Here is an 18,141-nt window from a genome sequence, read left to right on the forward strand (position 1 = left end):
CTAACGGTCATCTGCAGACGAGGTCCCTCCATGAGCAGCATGAGCACCCTGGCATCGAGCGTCGCACGCAGCCTGCGCAAGATCATCAAGGCCGACGCCGGTCCCCGCCCCTACCAGCTATTCGATATCCAGCTGCGCCGTCGCGAGCGCCTGAGCCCGTCGCTGTGCCGCTTCGTCTTTGGCGGCGAGGACGTACGCCTGATGCGCACCCTCGCCGCGGACCAGCGGGTCAAGCTGTTCTTCCCCGACGCCCAGGGCCGCGAGCCAGCCCTGCCCAAGGGCGGCGACTGGCACGCGGCACGCCGCGAGGCGCAACACCCCGTGCGCACCTACACCATCCGCGCCCTGCGTCAGGACGCCGGCGAGCTGGACATCGACTTCGTGCTGCACGGCGACAGCGGCCCCGCCTCGGCCTGGGCCGAGCACGCGCAACCGGGCGCTCGCCTGCAGATCGTGGCGCCGCACCGCGCCGCCTGGGAAGACCCGGGCGGCTATGAATGGCAACCGCCGCAAGGGTTGCGCAAGCTGTTGCTGATCGGCGACGAAACCGCCCTGCCGGCCATCGCCGGCATCCTGGAAAGCCTCGCCGAGCTCAAGGATCCGCCCGCGACCCAGGCATTCATCGAAGTCCCCGAACCCGGCGACTGCATCGACCTGCGCCACGCCCCAGGCACCGAGCTGCACTGGCTGGCCCGCAGCGAGCTGGGCTGCGGCCACGGCGAAGCCATGCGTCACGCGGCGCTGGAGCTGGCCCGCCTGCCACAGCCGCTGCAAGCCGGCGATGCTGGCGCCGCGCTGGAAGAGGTCGATATCGACAAGGACATTCTCTGGGAACTGGCCGAGCCTGCGGGCAACGACTTCTACGCCTGGGTCGCCGGCGAGTCGGCGGCGGTGATGACGATCCGCAAGCACTGGATCAAGGAGCGCCGGCTCGATCGCCGCAGCCTGACCCTGATGGGCTACTGGCGGCACGGGCGCAGCCTGGATTGAAACCCGCTGGTTGATTTCATCAATGACCACTATCGAGCCTGTCGATTTCCGTTCGCGCGAGCATGCTCGTAAGGTTGCGCCATGCCCCACACGGAGACACCTCCATGGCCACCGTCCAGATCATGTCCGTCGTCGGCAGTGCCGTGCCACGCGAGCTGCGCCTGCAGGGCCTGCTGGCCTGCTGGTACCTGATGCGCAATGGCGAGACCATCAGCGGCCCGCTGACTTCCCGCGCCTCGGCTCAGCACATGGCCGAGCACCTGAGCGTCTATGCGCGGCTGATATGAACCGAATCTGTTGTTGTGCGTTGCTCCCTTAACGCGTCTTGTCGCCCGCCTTCATGGCGGGCTTTTTTTTGCCGCACAGGCACCGCGCCGGGCTCAAGCCAGCGGCGAAGCTGCCGATCTCCTGAAACCTGCGAGACAGACGACCCAAGGAGCGTTCGACAGGATGATCGTGGTAGTGGAAGGCATCAGCGCCAGCGGCAAGACCACCTGGTGCGCCCGGCATGGCGGCGAGCATGTGATCGGCGAAAACGGACGCTTTGACAACGTCCCCGAGCGGGCGACCGATCCCGTTGGCGCAGCCAGGTTCTGGGCACAGCGCAACGTCGATCGCTGGCAGGCGGCGCTGGCCATGGAGAGCGCCAGCGCGTTGGCCGTGTGCGACAGCGATCCGCTCAAGCTCCACTACATCTGGACCCTCTGGCGGATCGGCGAAGCCCGTGAACAGGACTGGCATGCCGAGCTGCACGCCACCCGCGAAACCGTTGCGCAAGGCCGCATCGGCTTTGCCGACTGCTACCTCGTTGGACGCATCGAGCCGCAGCTCGCGAGGGCTCGGGCCAGTGCCGACAGCACTCGCCGGCGCAGCGGGTTCGAACTCCATGTACGCCTGCAAGAAGGGCTGATGGCTTGGTACTCAGCCATCGAGCAGGCACTTCCCGGCCGCGTACGGTTCGACTTTCCAACCACGATACCCAGTCGGTCCCAGCTCGAAGGGCGATATTCACTGCAAGCATTCGATCGCATGATCGCAGCGCTCGGCTAAGGTCGGGGCCGGCGCTCAGCCTTCGGCCAGACGCTTGCTGAGAAAATAGCGCCGATGCCCCTGAAGGTAGTCACCAAGCTCGCCAAACACTTCGAACCCCAGCGCTCGATAGAACGCCGGCGCCTGGAAACTGAAGGTATCCAGCCAGATCCCGACGCACCCTTCCCGCCTCGCAAGCGCTTCGGCCTTGCCCATCAATTCACGCCCCAGCCCCTGGCCACGGGATGCCTCGGGCACGACCAGCAGCTCAACGAACATCCAGCCGCCACCGAGTCTGCCATACAGCCCACCCGTGACCTCGCCTGTCAGCCCATCGCGCAGCGACCAGGCGAAGGCGCGCGCCCGAGGCGAACCAACCTTGCTGTCGTTGTAGGCTCGCAGCGGTTTGAGAATCGCCTGGTAATGCTGATCGGTGGCTTCGTCAGCGAATTCACAGTGCAGTGTCATGGCAGGTAGTCCCTTGACCGGATGGGGCGTGGACGAAGTGCCTCGTTCCTTGTGCGGCAGACACTTCGATGACAGTTGATCACGATGACTGATTAGTCACAAAACACCTGCGAGCCGCGTCGACCCGCAAACTTTCACGCGACAAAAAGTTAACGATTTTCGACATCTTTCAATTAGCAATTGATAAATAACGACAGTCCCTATACTTATCCGATTCAGCGCATTTGCGCCACACAGAGCCTTGAATCCAAAAGCAAAAAAGCAGCCTCCCGACAATCACGGCAAACGCCAGAAAAGCCCCCGCTCTATTGCTCAGCAGTACCGGTTTTTATACACAGGACGATTTCATGAGCATATCTGAGCCTCTCTCTCCTCGCGTGCGGAGCAAGTGGTTGCTCCCTCTGGTGTTGTTCACCCTCTCCCTGGTACCGACGCTCGCCATTGTCCTGACCCTGGAAGACTCGTTCGAAAAGATTCGCGCGAGCAGGAACCAGCAAGCCGCCGACCATTTTGCCCATGCCATCGAACGGTCATTGAGCCATGCCCTGAACGCGGCTTACGGCCTGGGCGCGGCCGTGCGCCACCATGACGGCAGACTGGATGATTTCGCCGAGCTTGCGTCGTATATCGTTCCCCATCCGGACCGCCTGTACGCCCTGGCGCTCGCACCTGGCGGCACCATCACCCAGAGCGCCCCCGCCGATCGCCGGATACTGGCGCACGGCAGCGACTTGTCGACCTTGTTCGGCCATCGCAATCAAAAGATGGAAATGCTCGACCTCCCCATGGACCGGGTAACCTTCAAGGGGCCACTGCGCCTGGGCGATGGATCGCTCGGCGCGGTTGGCGTCATGCCGATCTTCATCGGCAAGCACGCCACGGGCAAGACGTTCTGGGGATTGTCGGTCGTCGCCATTCATCTGGACAGCGAGCTGCTGGAGGCCGAACTGGAGAGCCTTGGCAAACTGGGCTATCGCTACCGGTTGAGCGGCCAGAACCCGATCACCGGCAACATGGAAACCGTGCTCGGCGCCAAGATCGGGGCAGAGGACAGGCAACCTGTGATTCAGCGCCCCATCGAAGGAACGCCGCTGTGGCTCAGCGTGCTGTGTGTCGATCGGCCCGGCTACCTCGGGCTGGTCAGCGCCATTGCCCTGGCCGTGCTGATTGGCGGCCTGATTGCCTGGTCCTGCTATAACCGGCTGCAATTGATCGATCAGAAAAAGGAACTGAAGAACCTCGCATCCTTCGACACGCTCACCGGGCTGCCCAATCGCCGCCTGCTGATGGCGCGCCTGCAGGCGACCCTCGAACATGCCGAGCAATACCGACGCAAAGTTGCCGTTTCCTATATAGACCTGGATGGCCTGAAACAGATTAACGACAACTGCGGGCATGCGGCCGGCGACAAGGTACTGGTCGAGTGTTCCAGGCACATGCAGCACTGCCTGCGGCCCAGCGACACCCTGGCGCGCGTCGGTGGCGACGAGTTCATCCTGGTCCTGGGCAACCTGCGCCACGAACACGAAGCCGACGCCATTTTGCAACGCGTCATCGAAGCCGCCAACATCGAATTCTGCTTCACAGGCACCAAGGCGAGTATTTCGGCCAGCGTGGGCACGGCGTTCTTCGATACCCACGGCAAGCGCATCGACGAACTGCTTACACAGGCCGACAACGCCATGTACCAGACCAAGAAAAACGGAAAGAACCGATGGGTGGTGGCGCCGGTACAGCACGCCGACAACTGTTAGGGATTCTCCGATCACGTCAGCACAGGCCATCTGGCCTGTGCTGAAATCGCCCTCCGTCCAACTGCCTTCTACAAGCCCGCCATCCCATGGGTCAGAATTCAGCGGCTGAAAGTCGGGCTTTTCGGCGTCCCCAAGCCGTCCATTTCCGGCTGATGGGCAACGCGTTCGGAGTTTCCCTAACTGCGAAAATGTCGGACTGATATGCAGATGATCGCGTCGGTTCGGTGGTTTTTACTCGAGCTTCGAAAGGCGCAAGCAGTTTGGAAAAGGGGAACGCTTGCATAAGGTATCGAGACACTGGATAATCTAAATCACTATCAAAAGCATTTGATAGTCGTTCTCATCAAGGAGATTTACATGAGCGAAAGATACTCTGATCCAATGTCTGATGCCTTCACCACGGTCAAGAATGGTGCAACCTTTCATGACGCTCGCCCTAAAAGCTTTATTAGAAAGCTGTTCGCGCAAACCTTACCCCCGGGCCACTGCGTTCCAATGAATCCCCGTCCGTGCGGTTGGAACTGGTAAATCGATAATGTTTAGACCCTCCTGTCAAAGGAGGGTTTTCCAGGGATGGCGCGAATGACTCAAATATGGACAATTGGAGACTCAGCCCCTGTCGACTCTCCAAAATTTGTACAATCTTGTTATGAAAGTGTCACACCGTACGTAGAGGGCTTTCTTACGGCACTGCATCCCTACCGAAATGGTGTCATGTGCCCATTCATGCCTAAGGCGCTGGCTGAGAAAAATATATATTTCACATACTTTGACAGTAAAGATACGGATCAGCGGCTTCAACATTTAATAGGCAAATGCATCAATTTCTATAAGTCGAGACCCAACACATCCTTTGGCGCTGTCATCATACTTTTTGAGCAGGATTTCGATATTCTACGTTTGTTGCGCATGCATATCGACGCGAAAGCCAACTGCATAAAAAATGAGTTAATGATTGGCGCCCTCTATAAAGACAGTCAAGCCCCAAGCCTCCATTCCGCGGACTATTTTCCATTAAGAACGCCTACCCCAACGCTGGTACTCAGGGATCTTACCGCCCAAGACTTACAGTTTTTAAACCCCGGTCATTACGGCGTTATTTCGAAACTTAAATTTCTTAATTCGTTTATTAAAAAATTCTCAACGCCGGACATGAAGGGGCATACCAAAATAAAAGTCACCGAGGCGATAATGCTGCGCAGGCGGCATAGATTGACGCTTGCCGTTTCAGGTTTTTGTTGGTCGTTAGTCGCGCTTGGCATTATCGGATTTACTTATTACAGGTGGGCGGCATGATCTATCGCGACTGGCGATTTCTTTCCGCACTGGGGCTCACTATACTTCAGCAAGTATTACTTGCACTTTCTACCTATTACATCGCGCAAGCAGGCTTGACGCTAGAAACTGGAAACGTCAAAGCCATACTGTTATATGTCTCGCTTTTCTTTTTTCTTGCGCTTCTGGCATACGTCGCCAGCTCGATTGCAACGCTTTTCTCCACGCGGGCGTCAAACGAGGCTTGGAAAAACTACTCAAATACTACGCTTATTAAAGCAACGGAAGATTTGCAGTACGCCTCTGAAAAAAATAAAAAGTCCGTTGCTCAATGGCTCGGCGGAGAAGCTTCATCAACGATTGCATACGCCTGTGGCTTTTATCTCGGGTTAGTCTCGGTAAGCCTGAATGTCATTTTTACGCTTTTAGTATTTTACATATCCGTCGGTTGGCAAATTACGCTGGCAATGACAGCGTCACTTGCACTCTCCCTTGGCTTGGTAATGATCCTGCGAAAGCAGATCGAGAAATCCGCTGGGCAGATGCAATCTCAAAAACTTTCCGCTTTACTATCTATAGAGCTTGCGTGGAACTCGGCCATGTTTGGCAGTCGAAACATGCGTGACGAAGGGTTTCATGGGCTGAACGACAAAGTCAACTCTTACTTTGGGACGGTCAACAAGTATGTTTTGCTGGAGCAAATCATTGCTTGTGCTCCGATCATACTGTCGACGGTTGTTATCATAGTCGCTCTTCAGTGTTACGATATTTTTACGCTAGCCGTTGCAGGGACGATCGTTGCAATACTCCCTCGCAGCCTTCAGGTATTCGGCAACGTGCATTCGCTGAGTATTTATTTAAGCCAGTTTTATCTGGTACGCACAAAGATTCGTAATTTAGATGAGTTCTCTTCCAAGCTGGATATAAATCTTGCTTTGTACTCGTCATCCTTGCGTGGCGTCACGATCCGTGATGCGTCTACACGCGATAAAATAGAGCCTGATGAATTCATCAGTCAATTGCAAGGACACAGGATCTCTAGCGGTCGCTACACGGTTACCGGGCTTAACGGTTCCGGAAAGTCTTCGCTTCTAAAGATAATCAAAGGCAGCATTGATGATGCTTTGCTAATTACCCCGGAAACAAGCTTCATGAATCTGGATGGGGGATTATCTACAGGGCAAACTAAAATCAGAGAGCTTGAGAAGGTGCTTTCATTGTCTCCTCCTGTGTTAATGCTGGATGAGTGGGATGCCAATCTAGATGAAGACAACTCTAGAAAAATAGATCAAGTTTTGGAGCTTGCATCAAGCCAGGTAGTTGTTATAGAGGTGCGGCACTTAGGTAAAAGAATGGACGCTATAGCTACATGATGACGAGTGATTGCTTGCTTTTCGCTATTAGCTGTTAGGGATTCTCCGATCACGTCAGCACAGGCCATCCGACCTGTGCTGAAATCGTCCTCCGTCCAACTGCCTTCTACAAGCCCGCCATCCCATGGGTCAGATGAGCTTTTCCGATTTCGAGTACGCCGGTAAGCGCAAGCAAACCCGTCAGGAGCAGGTGGTGCCGTGGAGCGATCCAGCCATAGAGGAGGCGCTGTACGAGATCACTTCGATGCGCCAGTTTGCTCGTCTGACGCTCGGTGCTCCGACCCCCGAAAATTCAGCGAATGATTGGTCCGAGCTTGCCAAGCTTGAAGCAGCGGTAATTGGTACGGAATTGGTACAGGATTAAATTTCCTTCACCTTGCGCCCTTTGGATATAAGGCATTCGACAGCCGTTGAACCATACTCCAGAATGCATCGGTTCTTCGGGGGAAACCCTTGCACAGCCAACGACATACCAACATTTAGTGAGCCTCAACGTGAAAACTTCCCTGTCCATCCTCAGCCTGCTGCTGTTGCTCACAGGTACCGCGACCCTCCCGTCGACTGCTGCTGCACAACCCCAGGCAACGGTCCAGCGCGACCCGAGCAAGCTGCACCTGGCCTCCGGCAGCGCCCTGCTGATCGATCTCAACACCAACCAGGAGCTGTATTCCAGCCACGCCGATCGCGTGCGCCCCATCGCCTCGGTCACCAAGCTGATGACCGCGATGGTCGTGCTCGACGCCAAGCTGCCCATGGACGAAATGCTCAGCATGACCATCGCCAACAACCCGGAGATGAAGGGCGTGTATTCCCGCGTGCGCCTGGGCAGCGAGCTGAACCGCCGCGAGACCTTGCTGATCACCCTGATGTCGTCGGAAAACCGCGCGGCCAATACCCTGGCCAACCACTACCCAGGCGGCTACGGCGCCTTCATCAAGGCGATGAACGCCAAGGCGCGCAGCCTGGGCATGAGCCACACGCGCTACGTCGAGCCGACCGGCCTGTCGACCCTGAACGTGTCCACCGCCCATGACCTGGCCAAGCTGCTCATGGCCTCGCGCAAGTACCCGATGCTCGGCGAACTGTCGACCACCGCCGAAAAGACCGTGGCGTTCCGCAAGCCCAACTACACCCTGGGCTTTCGCAACACCGATCACCTGGTCAACAAGAGCAACTGGGACATCAAGCTGACCAAGACCGGCTTCACCAATGAGGCCGGACACTGCCTGGTGCTGCTGACGAAGATGGACAATCGTCCGGTGGCGATGGTGATCCTGGACGCCTACGGCAAGTACACCCACTTCGCCGATGCCAGTCGCATGCGCCAGTGGCTGGAGACCGGCAGCGCCAAGCCGGCGCCGGCGGTGGCCATGCAGTACAAGAGCGAGCGCCAGAACCGCCCGCGCCTGGCCCAGGACTGAGGCCAGCCAACCGGGGTCGCCTGACGGCCCCGGCGCAACCCAAGGTCAGGCGTGGGTGTCGACCGAGCCTCCGGCCGTGCTGCCGCCCGCCTCGCTGAGCGCCTGCAGCAACTGGCCGGTCGCGGCCAGGATCAGGCCGTTGAGCGTGGCGATGCTGGCCTGCTTGGCCTGAACGGCCGCCAGCTTCGTGGGATCATCCTTGGCCTGCTCCTGCAACTGGGCCAGCTGCTTCTGCTCCTGAGCCAGCTGTTTCTGCAAGCGCTTGATCTGCTCACGCAGCTCCTTGACGCTCGGCGGCTCGTCGCTGTTCAGTTCGTCGAGGTCCTTCGGCTTGCTGTCCTGAACCTTGAACACATCGCCCTTGAACACCAGGCCACCCTGCTCGTTGACCTCGGGCTTGCCCGGCTGCGCCGCGCTCGCCGATGGCTGGGTGGCCCCGGCCAGGGTCGGGATATTGATGTTGGCGGTGGTTATTCCAACCATTGCTGACCTTCCTTAGACGTGGACTCTTGACAACCCGTTATCGGCCAGCCCACGCAGATCTTGAATGCCGCCTCGCGGATAAATTTACCTCCCAGCCATTCGTCCACCTGATACCCGAGCCCTGCCCGCGCATGCCGGCAGGCCGATCCGATCAGTCCGCAACGAGATGGCAATGACCAAGACCCGTTCCCGCAAAGCCCTGTACATCGGCCTGCCGCTGGCCCTGGCGGTCGCCCTGGGGAGTGCCGCCGGTTACTTTTACTGGCAGCGTCAGGAGGCAGGCTACCCGCACCAGATCGTCGAGCAAGCCAATGCGCTGCATGAACACATGCTGTCCTTCGACAGCCACATCACCGTGCCACTGGACCTGGGCAGCACCGGCAGCGAGGTGGACAAGGACGGCAGCGGTCAGTTCGACCTGGTCAAGGCCGGCAAGGGTCGGCTATCGGGCGCCGCGCTGACCATTTTCGGCTGGCCGGAAATCTGGAACGGTGACAACGCCCCGCACCGCCCCACCCCGGGCTTCGTCGACGCCGCAAGGCAAGAACAGGAAGTGCGCTACAAGATCATCAGCGGCATGGCCCGCGACTTCCCCAACCAGGTCGGCATCGCCTACACCCCCGAGGACTTCCGCCGCCTCAACGGCGAAGGCAAGTTCGCCATCTTCATCAGCATGCTCAACGCCTACCCGCTCGGCCATGACCTGACGCAGCTGGACCTGTGGGCCGCGCGCGGCATGCGCATGTTCGGCTTCAGCTATACCGGCAACAACGACTGGGCCGACTCCTCGCGCCCGCTGCCGTTCTTCAACGATACCGCCGACGCCCTCGGCGGCCTGTCGCCCCTCGGCGAGCAAGCGGTCAAGCGCCTCAACGACCTGGGCGTGATCATCGACGTGTCACAGATGTCGACCCTGGCCCTGGAAGACGTCGCCCGCCTCTCCCGCGCGCCGATCGTCGCCTCGCACTCGGCGCCCCGGGCACTGGTGGACATCCCGCGCAACCTCTCGGACAGGGAAATGCAGCTGATCAAGGACAGCGGCGGAGTGATCCAGGTGGTCGGCTTCGGCCAGTACCTCAAGCCGCTGAGCAAGCCGGTGCTGGACAAGCTCGACGCCCTGCGCGCGCGCTTCGACCTGCAACCGCTGCAGGGCCTGGCCAATGCCCTGATGCCGGGCGACGCGGTGATCACCATCTGGCCCGAGTCGCGCTTCGGCGAATACGCAAGCTCGCTGTACGGCATCCTCGAGGAGGAGCCCAAGGCCACCCTCAAGCAATACGTCGACGCCATCGACTACACGGTGAAGAAGGTCGGCATCGACCACGTCGGCATCAGCTCGGACTTCAACGACGGCGGCGGCCTGGACGGCTGGAAGGACGTCAGCGAGATCCGCAACGTCACCGCCGAATTGCTGACCCGCGGCTACAGCGAAACGGACATCGCCAAGCTCTGGGCCGGTAATTTCCTGCGCGCCTGGGAGCAAGTGCAGAAATCCGCCCATCCCGTCGCCACTCGCTGATCAAGGCCCACTCATCCATGAGCAACCGCCGTACCTTCCTCAAGCAGGCCGGCCTGCTGGCCGCCAGCCTGCCGCTGCTGCCACAGGCCCTGGCCCAGACCACCGCTCCCCTGGTCGGCGCCGACAAATGGCGCAACCTGCGCGCACTGTTCCCGCTGGACCCACAGGTGGCGCATTTCGCCAACTTCCTGGTCACCGCCCATCCGCGCCCAGTGCAGGACGCCATCGACCGCCACCGCGCCGACCTCGACCGCAATCCCGCCGCGCTGATGGACTGGGAAAGCCAGTACGAATGGCAACGCGAGGATGAAGTGCGCGAGTGGGCCGCGCGCTACCTGGAGGTCGGCCCGCGCCAGATCGCCCTGACCGGCAGCACCACCGAAGGCCTGGCGATGATCTATGGCGGCCTCGAGGTCGGCGCCGGGCAGGAGATCCTGATTACCGAGCACGAACACTATTCCGCGCAGAAGGCGCTGGAGTTCCGCAGCCAGCGCCAGGGCACCGCGGTGCGCAAGATCCGCCTGTTCGACGACCCGTGGACGGTGTCCACCGACCAGGTACTGAGCACCCTCGACAAGGCCATCAAGCCCAACACCCGGGTGCTGGGCATGACCTGGGTGCACTCCGGCAGCGGCGTCAAGCTGCCGGTGGGCGAGATCGGCGAGCTGGTCCGCCGGCACAACCGCGAGCGCAGCGAAGCCGAGCGCATCCTCTACGTGGTCGACGGCGTGCACGGCTTCGGCGTGGAGAACGCCCGCTTCGCCGACTTCAACTGCGACTACTTCATCGCCGGCACCCACAAGTGGATGTTCGGCCCACGCGGCACCGGGATCATCTGCGCCGCCTCCACCGGCATGCAGCACCTCACCCCGAGCGTCGCCACCTTCTCCCGCGACGAGGACTTCGCCACCATCATGACCCCTGGGGGCTACCACGCCTTCGAGCACCGCTGGGCCGCCGGCGAAGCCTTCAAGCTGCACCTGCAGCTGGGCAAGGCCGAGGTGCAACAGCGCATCCACCAGCTCAACGACCTGCTCAAGCAGCGCCTGGCCGAGCACCGCCAGATCCAGCTGGTGACCCCGCGCAGCGAGCAGTTCTCCGCCGGTTTCACCTTCTTCCGCATCAAGGACCGCGACGCCGACGCCGTCGCCGCGCACCTCACCGCCAACAAGGTGATGTGCGACGCGGTAGCCCGCGACGTCGGCCCGGTGATCCGCCTGGCCCCGAGCCTGCTCAACGACGAGCGGCAGATCGACCGGGCCATGACCCTCATTACTCAGCAACTGTGAACAAGGCATCTCCCATGAGCGCACCTCTGCACCGCCTCACCCTGGCCGCCGTGCTGGCCGCCTGCAGCCTGCCGGCCCTGGCCGCGCAGCCGTCGGACAAGCCCGGCACGGTGTTCCGTGACTGCGACAAGACCTGCCCGGAAATGGTCGTGCTGCCCGCCGGCAGCTTCATGATGGGCACCCCCGACGATGAACAGGGCCGCCAGGATGACGAAGGTCCGATGCACCAGGTGACCTTCGCCAAGCCGTTCGCCATGAGCCGCTTCCAGATCACGGCCGGGGAATGGGCCGCCTACCAGAAGGCAACCGGCACGGTCCTGGCCGACGGCGACGACCGCCCGGGCCGGCGCTGCACCAATGGCAAGCCCAGCTACAAGCAAGGCCCGCGTCAGCCCGCCGTGTGCATGGACTACGCCGACGTCGAGCGCTACGTGGCATGGCTATCGAAAAAGACCGGCCAGCACTACCGCATGGTCAGCGAGGCCGAGCGCGAATATGCCGCCCGCGCAGGCAGCACCGGTCCGTTCCCCTTCCCGTTCGACAAGGAAGGCGAGTACCAGATCAGCCAGCACGCCAATGTCTACGGCCCTACCGACGGGTTCAGCTACAGCTCCCCAGTCGGCAGTTTCAAGCCCAACGCCTTTGGCATGTACGACATGCATGGCAACGTCTACGAGTGGGTCGCCGATTGCTGGCACGACAGCTACGAAGGCGCGCCGAGCGATGGCAGCGCCTGGATGACCGGCAACTGCAAGACCGCGCAGATCCGCGGCAACGACTGGGGCGAGGCACCGATCTTCTCGCGCTCGGGCAACCGCAACACCGTGGTACGCACCGAACGCGGCGACTGGATCGGTGTGCGCGTGGCCCGCGAACTCTGATCGGCGACAACGCCTGGTCGGTGATCCCGGCCAGGCGGTAAATTAGCCAGGCAGCCAGTCGTTTACAGGGAATCTACTCCCAACGAATGGACTGCCCCATGAGTCAGACGAACGCTTCGAACAAGATCCACGACCTGATCACGGTCGGTTTCGGCCCCTCCAACCTGGCGCTGGCCATCGCGCTGCAGGAACTGGAGCAGAGCACCGGCCACAAGCTCGACGCCCTGTTCCTGGACAAGCAGACCCACTACCGCTGGCACGGCGATACCCTGGCCAGCCAGAGCGAACTGCAGATATCCTTCCTCAAGGACCTGGTCTCGCTGCGCAACCCCACCAGTCCCTACAGCTTCGTCAACTACCTGCACAGCAACAACCGCCTGGTCGACTTCGTCAACCTCGGCACCTTCTACCCCTGCCGCCTGGAGTTCAACGACTACCTGCGCTGGGTGGCCGAGCACTTCAGCCACCAGGCCCGCTACGGCGAACAGGTGCTGCGTATCGAACCTGAGCTGGAGAACGGTCGCGTCGCCCACCTGCGGGTCATCGCTCGCGACCAGCAAGGCAAGGAATACACCCGTCGCACCCGCAGCGTGGTGGTCGGTACCGGCGGCACGCCGAAAGTGCCCGAGCTGTTCCGCCCGTTCAAGGATGACCCGCGGGTGTTCCACCACTCCAGCTACCTCAGCGCCCTGGAGAAACTGCCCTGCGCCAAGGGCAAGCCAATGCGCATCGCCATCATCGGTTCCGGGCAGAGCGCCGCCGAGGCATTCATCGACCTCAACGACAGCTACCCGTCGGTCAAGGTCGACATGATCCTGCGCTCCTCGGCGCTCAAGCCCGCCGACGACAGCCCGTTCGTCAACGAAATCTTCGCCCCGCAGTACACCGACCTGGTGTTCGACCAGCCGCCGGCAGAACGCCGCAAGATCATCGACGAATACCACAACACCAACTATTCGGTGGTCGATCTGAACCTGATCGAGCGCATCTATGGCGTGCTGTACCGCCAGAAGGTCTCGCACCAGTTCCGCCACTCGGTCCTGTGCCGCCGCCAGGTGGAAAAAGCCGTCGACACCGCCGAAGGCATCGAGCTCACCTTGCGCGACCTGGCCACCAACGGCCAGCTCACCCATCGCTACGACGCGGTGATCCTCGCCACCGGCTACGAGCGCCGCACCCATCGCGACCTGCTGGCGCCACTGGCCGAATACCTGCAAGACTTCGAGGTCGATCGCGACTACCGCGCCATCGGCAACGGCAAGCTGGAAGCCGCGGTCTACCTGCAAGGCTTCTGCGAACAGTCCCACGGCCTGAGCGACACCTTGCTGTCGGTCCTGCCGATGCGCGCTGCCGAGATCGGCCAGTCGCTTTACCACAGCCTTGGCAAGCTAGCCCCGGACGCGGTACGCGACACCGAGCAGCTGCTGCCACTGACCAACGCCTGACGAGCCCACGACATGACCGCAAAAAACCGCGGGGCGCTCGGCCAGCTGTTCCCGCTGCTACGCCCATTCTGGCCCATCGTGGCCATCTCGATCGTCCTGGGCATGATTGGCGGCCTGAGCGTCACTGCGCTGCTGGCCACCATCAACAATGCCCTGCACCAGGAGGGCGGCCTGGGCCAGGGCGCCCTGCTGGCCTTCGCCGGCCTGTGCGTCACCGCCCTGTGCTGTTCGATCCTGTCCGACATCGGCACCAACCATGTTGGCCAGAACATCATCGCCAGCCTGCGCAAGAGCCTGGGCGAAAAGGTCCTGGCGGCGCCGATCGACCAGATCGAGCGCTATCGCAGCCATCGTCTGATCCCGGTGCTGACCCATGACGTCGATACCATCAGCGACTTCGCCTTCGCCTTTGCGCCGCTGGCCATTTCCTTCACCGTGACGCTCGGCTGCCTGGGCTACCTGGCGATGCTGTCCTGGCCGATGTTCCTGCTGTTGATCGTGGCGATCGCGATCGGCATGGGCGCCCAGTCCATCGCCCAGTCCATCGGCCTGAAAGGCTTCGACAGCGCCCGCGCCGCCGAGGACGACCTGCAGCGCCAGTACAACGCGATCGCCGACGGCGCCAAGGAGCTGCGCATTCACCGACGCCGTCGCCACCGCATGTTCGTGCACGGGGTGCAGGCCACCGCCGACTTCATCTGCCGCACCCAGATCCGCTCGATCAACACCTTCGTCATCGCCAAGTCGTTCGGCTCCATGCTGTTCTTCGTGGTGATTGGCGTCGCCCTGGTCATGCAGTCGCTCTGGCCCGCCGACAACCCAGCGGTGATGAGCGGTTTCGTACTAGTGTTGCTGTACATGAAAGGCCCGCTGGAACATCTGATCGGCACCCTGCCGATCATCGGTCGCGCGCGTATCGCCTTCCAGCGCATCGCCCAGTTGTCCGAGCAGTTCTCCTCGCCCGAGCCACACCTGCCGCTGACCGACAGCGCGCCCACGCCCAAGGCGATACACAGCCTGGAGCTGAACAACGTGCGCTATGCCTTCGACCCGGTGCCCGGCGCCACGCCGTTCTGCCTGGGGCCGGTGAACCTGCGCATCGAACAGGGCGAGATCACCTTCATCGTTGGCGAGAACGGCTGCGGCAAGACCACGCTGATCAAGCTGCTGCTGGGCCTGTACGCGCCGCAGCAGGGCGAGGTGCGCCTGGATGGCAAGCCGGTTCAGGCCGAGCATCGCGATGACTACCGGCAATTGTTCACCACGATCTTTGCCGACTACTACCTGTTCGATGACATCGTCCAGGGCGACCAGCACATCCCCGAAGACGCCAATGCCTACCTGCAACGCCTGGAGATCGCCCACAAGGTCAGCGTGCAGGACGGACGCTTCACCACCACCGACCTGTCGACCGGCCAACGCAAGCGCCTGGCATTGATCAACGCCTGGCTCGAGGAGCGCCCGATCCTGGTGTTCGACGAATGGGCCGCCGACCAGGACCCGACCTTCCGGCGCATTTTCTATACCGAGCTGCTGCCGGACCTCAAGCGCCTGGGCAAGACCATCATCGTGATCTCCCACGACGATCGCTACTTCGATATCGCCGACCAACTGGTGCGCATGGAAGCCGGCCGAGTGGTCAGCGAACGCACCTTGGCCTGACCCACCCCAACGAACCGTAGAAAATTTTCCGGTTTTCTACGGTTCGCGCGTCTCATTCCCCAGTGGTAATAATTCTCAATTAGACTGCCAACCCAACTACGGACAAGACTCGAATGAGCAGCCCAGACGTACGTGCCCCACGCTCCCGCTTCCCTCACCCGAAGACCTTGCTGGCTCTCGGTGTCACCTTGGCGCTCAATTGCGTCCAGGCGCACGCCGAAGTGGTCGAGCTGAACATTCCGGCTCAGCCACTCTCCAGTGCTCTGCAGGCGCTCGGCCGCCAGGCCAACCTGCAGATCCTGTACAGCCCGGACACCGTCGGCAGCCTGCGCGCCAGCGCGCTCAAGGGCCGCATCGACAGCATCGATGCGCTGCGCCGCCTGATCCAGGGCACCGGCATCACCTATCAGGTCGAAGGCAACGTGGTGACCCTGAGCGGGGGATTTGACACCAGCAGCGGTGCGATCAACCTCGACACCACCTCGGTCACCGCCTCGCAGTTGGGCAACATCACCGAGAACACCGGCTCCTACACCGCCGGCGCGGTCACCGTGGGCGGCAAGACCCCCACCGCCATGCGCGAAATCCCGCAGTCGGTATCGGTGATCAGCAGCCAGCGCATCGAGGACCAGGGCTTGCACAACGTCGAGCAGGTGCTCAAGCAGGCGCCTGGCATCACCCTGGTCGGCGGCAACGACAACGATGTGCAGATCTACTCGCGCGGCTTCAAGGTCAGCAGCATCACCACCGACAGCGGTGCGCCGTCGATGCGCGAAGAGACCTACCAGACCCTGCCGGACATGATCCAGTACGACCACGTCGAAGTACTGCGCGGCTCCGACGGCATGAACACCGGCAACGGCGAGCCTGGCGGCACCATCAACCTGGTGCGCAAGCGCGCCCTGGACCACAACCAGGTCAAGCTCGCCAGCTCCGCCGGTAGCTGGGCCAACTATCGCCAGGAAGTCGACGTGACCGGCCCGATGGGCTTCGACGGCAAGCTGCGTGGCCGCTTCGCCGCCGCCTACGAGGACCGCGACTACTTCTACCACGGCTCCAACAGCCAGAAGCAGGCGTTCTTCGGCGTGCTCGAAGCCGACCTGACGCCGGACACCCTGCTGACCTTCGGCGGCAGCTATGAAAAACGTGACATGGACGGCTACTGGGACCAGGGCCTGGTGCGCTCCAGCAGCGGCGAAGACCTGGGCCTGTCGCGCAAGACCTCGCTGGCTGCCGACTGGTCGTCCGCCAACAACGAACGCATGGAAGCCTTCACCAAGCTCGAACAGGCCTTCAACGAGAACTGGAAAGGCGAGTTCAACTACACCTTCAGCAAATTCAACACCAGCCACGACCTCGGCCAAGTCATAAGCCCGCCGAACCTGCAGACCGGCACCCAGGCCAACTTCCAGCGTATCCTGCGTGACTACGAGAACGTCCAGCAGCTGTTCGCCGCCAATATCCACGGCACCTTCGAAGCATTCGGCCGCGAGCACGAGCTGCTGATCGGCGCCGACCACTCGAACATCCACCGGATGTACGCCGACCACAGCACCAACACCGAAATCACCCCGGTGGACCTGTACAACACCGACATCGGTTCGCTGCCCAAAGGCAGCCGCCCTGGCCTGCTGTACACCTTCCCCACCTGGGACGCGAAGAAGACCGGCGGCTACATGACCCTCAAGGCGCAGCTGACCGATCCGCTCAAGCTGATCGTCGGCGCCCGCTACAACGACTTCGAGGACGCGCTGTTCAGCGTGGTGCCCAACGGCGACGGCAGCACCTCGACCTACACCTCCGGCGGCAAGGACTCCGGCAATATCACCTACTACGGTGGCCTGGTCTACGACGTCGACGAGAACTGGTCGCTGTACACCAGCTACTCGGAGATCTACCAGCCGCAAACCAGCATGCTCAGCACCTCGTTCGGCCCGATCGCGCCGATCGAAGGCAAGACCTACGAGGTGGGGGTCAAGAGCGCGTTCTACGACGGGCGCCTGAACTTCTCCAGCGCCCTGTACTACGTCAAGCGTGAAAACGAAGGCGTGTACATCGGCGGCCCGTCCACCGCGGCCAACTCCTGCTGCTACGTCAACGGTGGCGAAATCGTCAGCCGTGGCTGGGACACCGAGATCAGCGGCGAGCTGCTGCCGGGCTGGGAAATGTCCGCCGGCTACACCTTCAACATGAACGAATACCGCAAGTCCGGTACCGCCGACAACGTAGGCAAGCCGCTCAGCTCGCAGACGCCCAAGCACCTGTTCAAGTTCTTCACCACCTACCAGCTGCCGGGCGAGCTGGAGCGCTGGAAGGTCGGCGTGGGCGCCAACATCCAGAGCCGCAACTACATCCAGGGTGAAGTGGTGCGCGACAGTGTCAGCACCCCGTTCGCCTACGAGCAGGCCGGCTACGCCGTATGGAACAGCCTGCTCGAGTACCGCATCGACCAGCACTGGACCGCGGCGGTCAACGCCAACAACCTGTTCGACAAGCGCTACTACCAGACCGTCGGCACCAGCGAACGAGGCAACTGGTACGGCGAACCACGC

Annotated in this window: 15 protein-coding genes and 1 pseudogene; 14 read left to right on the forward strand and 2 right to left on the reverse strand. The window is 61.5% G+C overall.

Annotated elements, in window-relative coordinates; genetic code table 11:
* The first annotated feature begins 30 nt into the window (after positions 1 to 30).
* From N5D48_RS15060 to N5D48_RS15070, 3 genes are all read left to right on the forward strand, one after another.
* On the forward strand, positions 31 to 990 hold the full coding sequence (locus N5D48_RS15060; RefSeq protein ID WP_279885600.1) for a siderophore-interacting protein: 960 nt from the start codon (positions 31 to 33) through the stop codon (positions 988 to 990).
* A gap of 104 nt (positions 991 to 1,094) precedes the next feature.
* Positions 1,095 to 1,277 (forward strand): hypothetical protein, encoded by a 183-nt coding sequence (locus tag N5D48_RS15065; protein ID WP_279885602.1) that lies wholly within the window; start codon positions 1,095 to 1,097, stop codon positions 1,275 to 1,277.
* A gap of 163 nt (positions 1,278 to 1,440) precedes the next feature.
* Positions 1,441 to 2,040 carry a hypothetical protein gene (locus tag N5D48_RS15070; protein ID WP_279885604.1) on the forward strand — a complete coding sequence of 200 codons (600 nt, stop codon included), beginning with the start codon at positions 1,441 to 1,443 and terminating at the stop codon, positions 2,038 to 2,040.
* Positions 2,041 to 2,055: 15 nt separating this feature from the next.
* Here N5D48_RS15070 and N5D48_RS15075 read toward each other — a convergent pair whose 3' ends face one another.
* A complete protein-coding gene (locus tag N5D48_RS15075; protein ID WP_279885607.1) occupies positions 2,056 to 2,487 on the reverse strand; it encodes a GNAT family N-acetyltransferase in 432 nt (143 codons plus the stop codon).
* A gap of 308 nt (positions 2,488 to 2,795) precedes the next feature.
* On the opposite strand from N5D48_RS15075, the gene N5D48_RS15080 reads away from it, so the two are divergent.
* From N5D48_RS15080 to pbpG, 5 genes and pseudogenes are all read left to right on the forward strand, one after another.
* Positions 2,796 to 4,241, forward strand: coding sequence for a diguanylate cyclase (locus N5D48_RS15080; protein WP_279885610.1), 1,446 nt, complete (start codon positions 2,796 to 2,798; stop codon positions 4,239 to 4,241).
* A gap of 582 nt (positions 4,242 to 4,823) precedes the next feature.
* The gene (locus N5D48_RS15085) at positions 4,824 to 5,537 is read left to right on the forward strand and encodes a DUF6875 domain-containing protein (RefSeq protein WP_347881623.1); all 714 of its coding nucleotides are present in this window, start codon (positions 4,824 to 4,826) and stop codon (positions 5,535 to 5,537) included.
* A complete protein-coding gene (locus N5D48_RS15090) occupies positions 5,534 to 6,889 on the forward strand; it encodes a hypothetical protein (protein ID WP_279885616.1) in 1,356 nt (451 codons plus the stop codon). The genes N5D48_RS15085 and N5D48_RS15090 overlap by 4 nt, the downstream gene beginning before the upstream one ends.
* A 124-nt stretch (positions 6,890 to 7,013) precedes the next feature.
* Positions 7,014 to 7,184: pseudogene (locus tag N5D48_RS15095) on the forward strand (IS5/IS1182 family transposase); the annotation flags it as partial.
* A gap of 199 nt (positions 7,185 to 7,383) precedes the next feature.
* Complete coding sequence (gene pbpG, locus N5D48_RS15100) at positions 7,384 to 8,310, forward strand: D-alanyl-D-alanine endopeptidase (protein WP_279885619.1); 927 nt, start codon at positions 7,384 to 7,386, stop codon at positions 8,308 to 8,310.
* A 45-nt stretch (positions 8,311 to 8,355) separates the two neighbouring features.
* Here pbpG and N5D48_RS15105 read toward each other — a convergent pair whose 3' ends face one another.
* Positions 8,356 to 8,793, reverse strand: coding sequence for a hypothetical protein (locus N5D48_RS15105; protein ID WP_279885621.1), 438 nt, complete (start codon positions 8,791 to 8,793; stop codon positions 8,356 to 8,358).
* A 172-nt stretch (positions 8,794 to 8,965) separates the two neighbouring features.
* Here N5D48_RS15105 and pvdM point away from each other — a divergent pair, with 172 nt between their 5' ends.
* From pvdM to N5D48_RS15135, 6 genes are all read left to right on the forward strand, one after another.
* Positions 8,966 to 10,312, forward strand: coding sequence for a pyoverdine-tailoring dipeptidase-like protein PvdM (pvdM, locus tag N5D48_RS15110; RefSeq protein WP_279885624.1), 1,347 nt, complete (start codon positions 8,966 to 8,968; stop codon positions 10,310 to 10,312).
* Positions 10,313 to 10,329: 17 nt separating this feature from the next.
* Entirely contained in the window at positions 10,330 to 11,601 is a 1,272-nt protein-coding gene (locus N5D48_RS15115) for an aminotransferase class V-fold PLP-dependent enzyme (RefSeq protein WP_279885626.1), read from the forward strand.
* A gap of 14 nt (positions 11,602 to 11,615) precedes the next feature.
* Entirely contained in the window at positions 11,616 to 12,482 is an 867-nt protein-coding gene (locus N5D48_RS15120; protein ID WP_279885629.1) for a formylglycine-generating enzyme family protein, read from the forward strand.
* Between the two features lie 98 nt (positions 12,483 to 12,580).
* Complete coding sequence (locus N5D48_RS15125; RefSeq protein WP_279885632.1) at positions 12,581 to 13,927, forward strand: SidA/IucD/PvdA family monooxygenase; 1,347 nt, start codon at positions 12,581 to 12,583, stop codon at positions 13,925 to 13,927.
* A 12-nt stretch (positions 13,928 to 13,939) separates the two neighbouring features.
* Positions 13,940 to 15,589, forward strand: a complete 1,650-nt coding sequence (locus N5D48_RS15130; protein ID WP_279885635.1) for a cyclic peptide export ABC transporter — start codon at positions 13,940 to 13,942, stop codon at positions 15,587 to 15,589.
* A 113-nt stretch (positions 15,590 to 15,702) separates the two neighbouring features.
* The coding region (locus tag N5D48_RS15135) for a TonB-dependent siderophore receptor (RefSeq protein WP_279885638.1) at positions 15,703 to 18,141 on the forward strand (2,439 nt) is incomplete at its 3' end.

Source organism: Pseudomonas sp. GD03858 (genome assembly GCF_029840925.1).
In the GTDB taxonomy this organism is placed as follows: domain Bacteria; phylum Pseudomonadota; class Gammaproteobacteria; order Pseudomonadales; family Pseudomonadaceae; genus Aquipseudomonas.

Bases quoted from the DNA above. Each gene is read 5' to 3' on its own strand.
- N5D48_RS15060 (WP_279885600.1), top strand. From the start codon at position 31: ATGAGCAGCATGAGCACCCTGGCATCGAGCGTCGCACGCAGCCTGCGC.
- N5D48_RS15065 (WP_279885602.1), top strand. From the start codon at position 1,095: ATGGCCACCGTCCAGATCATGTCCGTCGTCGGCAGTGCCGTGCCACGC.
- N5D48_RS15070 (WP_279885604.1), top strand. From the start codon at position 1,441: ATGATCGTGGTAGTGGAAGGCATCAGCGCCAGCGGCAAGACCACCTGG.
- N5D48_RS15075 (WP_279885607.1), bottom strand. From the start codon at position 2,487: ATGACACTGCACTGTGAATTCGCTGACGAAGCCACCGATCAGCATTAC.
- N5D48_RS15085 (WP_347881623.1), top strand. From the start codon at position 4,824: ATGACTCAAATATGGACAATTGGAGACTCAGCCCCTGTCGACTCTCCA.
- N5D48_RS15090 (WP_279885616.1), top strand. From the start codon at position 5,534: ATGATCTATCGCGACTGGCGATTTCTTTCCGCACTGGGGCTCACTATA.
- N5D48_RS15105 (WP_279885621.1), bottom strand. From the start codon at position 8,793: ATGGTTGGAATAACCACCGCCAACATCAATATCCCGACCCTGGCCGGG.
- pvdM (WP_279885624.1), top strand. From the start codon at position 8,966: ATGACCAAGACCCGTTCCCGCAAAGCCCTGTACATCGGCCTGCCGCTG.
- N5D48_RS15115 (WP_279885626.1), top strand. From the start codon at position 10,330: ATGAGCAACCGCCGTACCTTCCTCAAGCAGGCCGGCCTGCTGGCCGCC.
- N5D48_RS15120 (WP_279885629.1), top strand. From the start codon at position 11,616: ATGAGCGCACCTCTGCACCGCCTCACCCTGGCCGCCGTGCTGGCCGCC.
- N5D48_RS15125 (WP_279885632.1), top strand. From the start codon at position 12,581: ATGAGTCAGACGAACGCTTCGAACAAGATCCACGACCTGATCACGGTC.
- N5D48_RS15130 (WP_279885635.1), top strand. From the start codon at position 13,940: ATGACCGCAAAAAACCGCGGGGCGCTCGGCCAGCTGTTCCCGCTGCTA.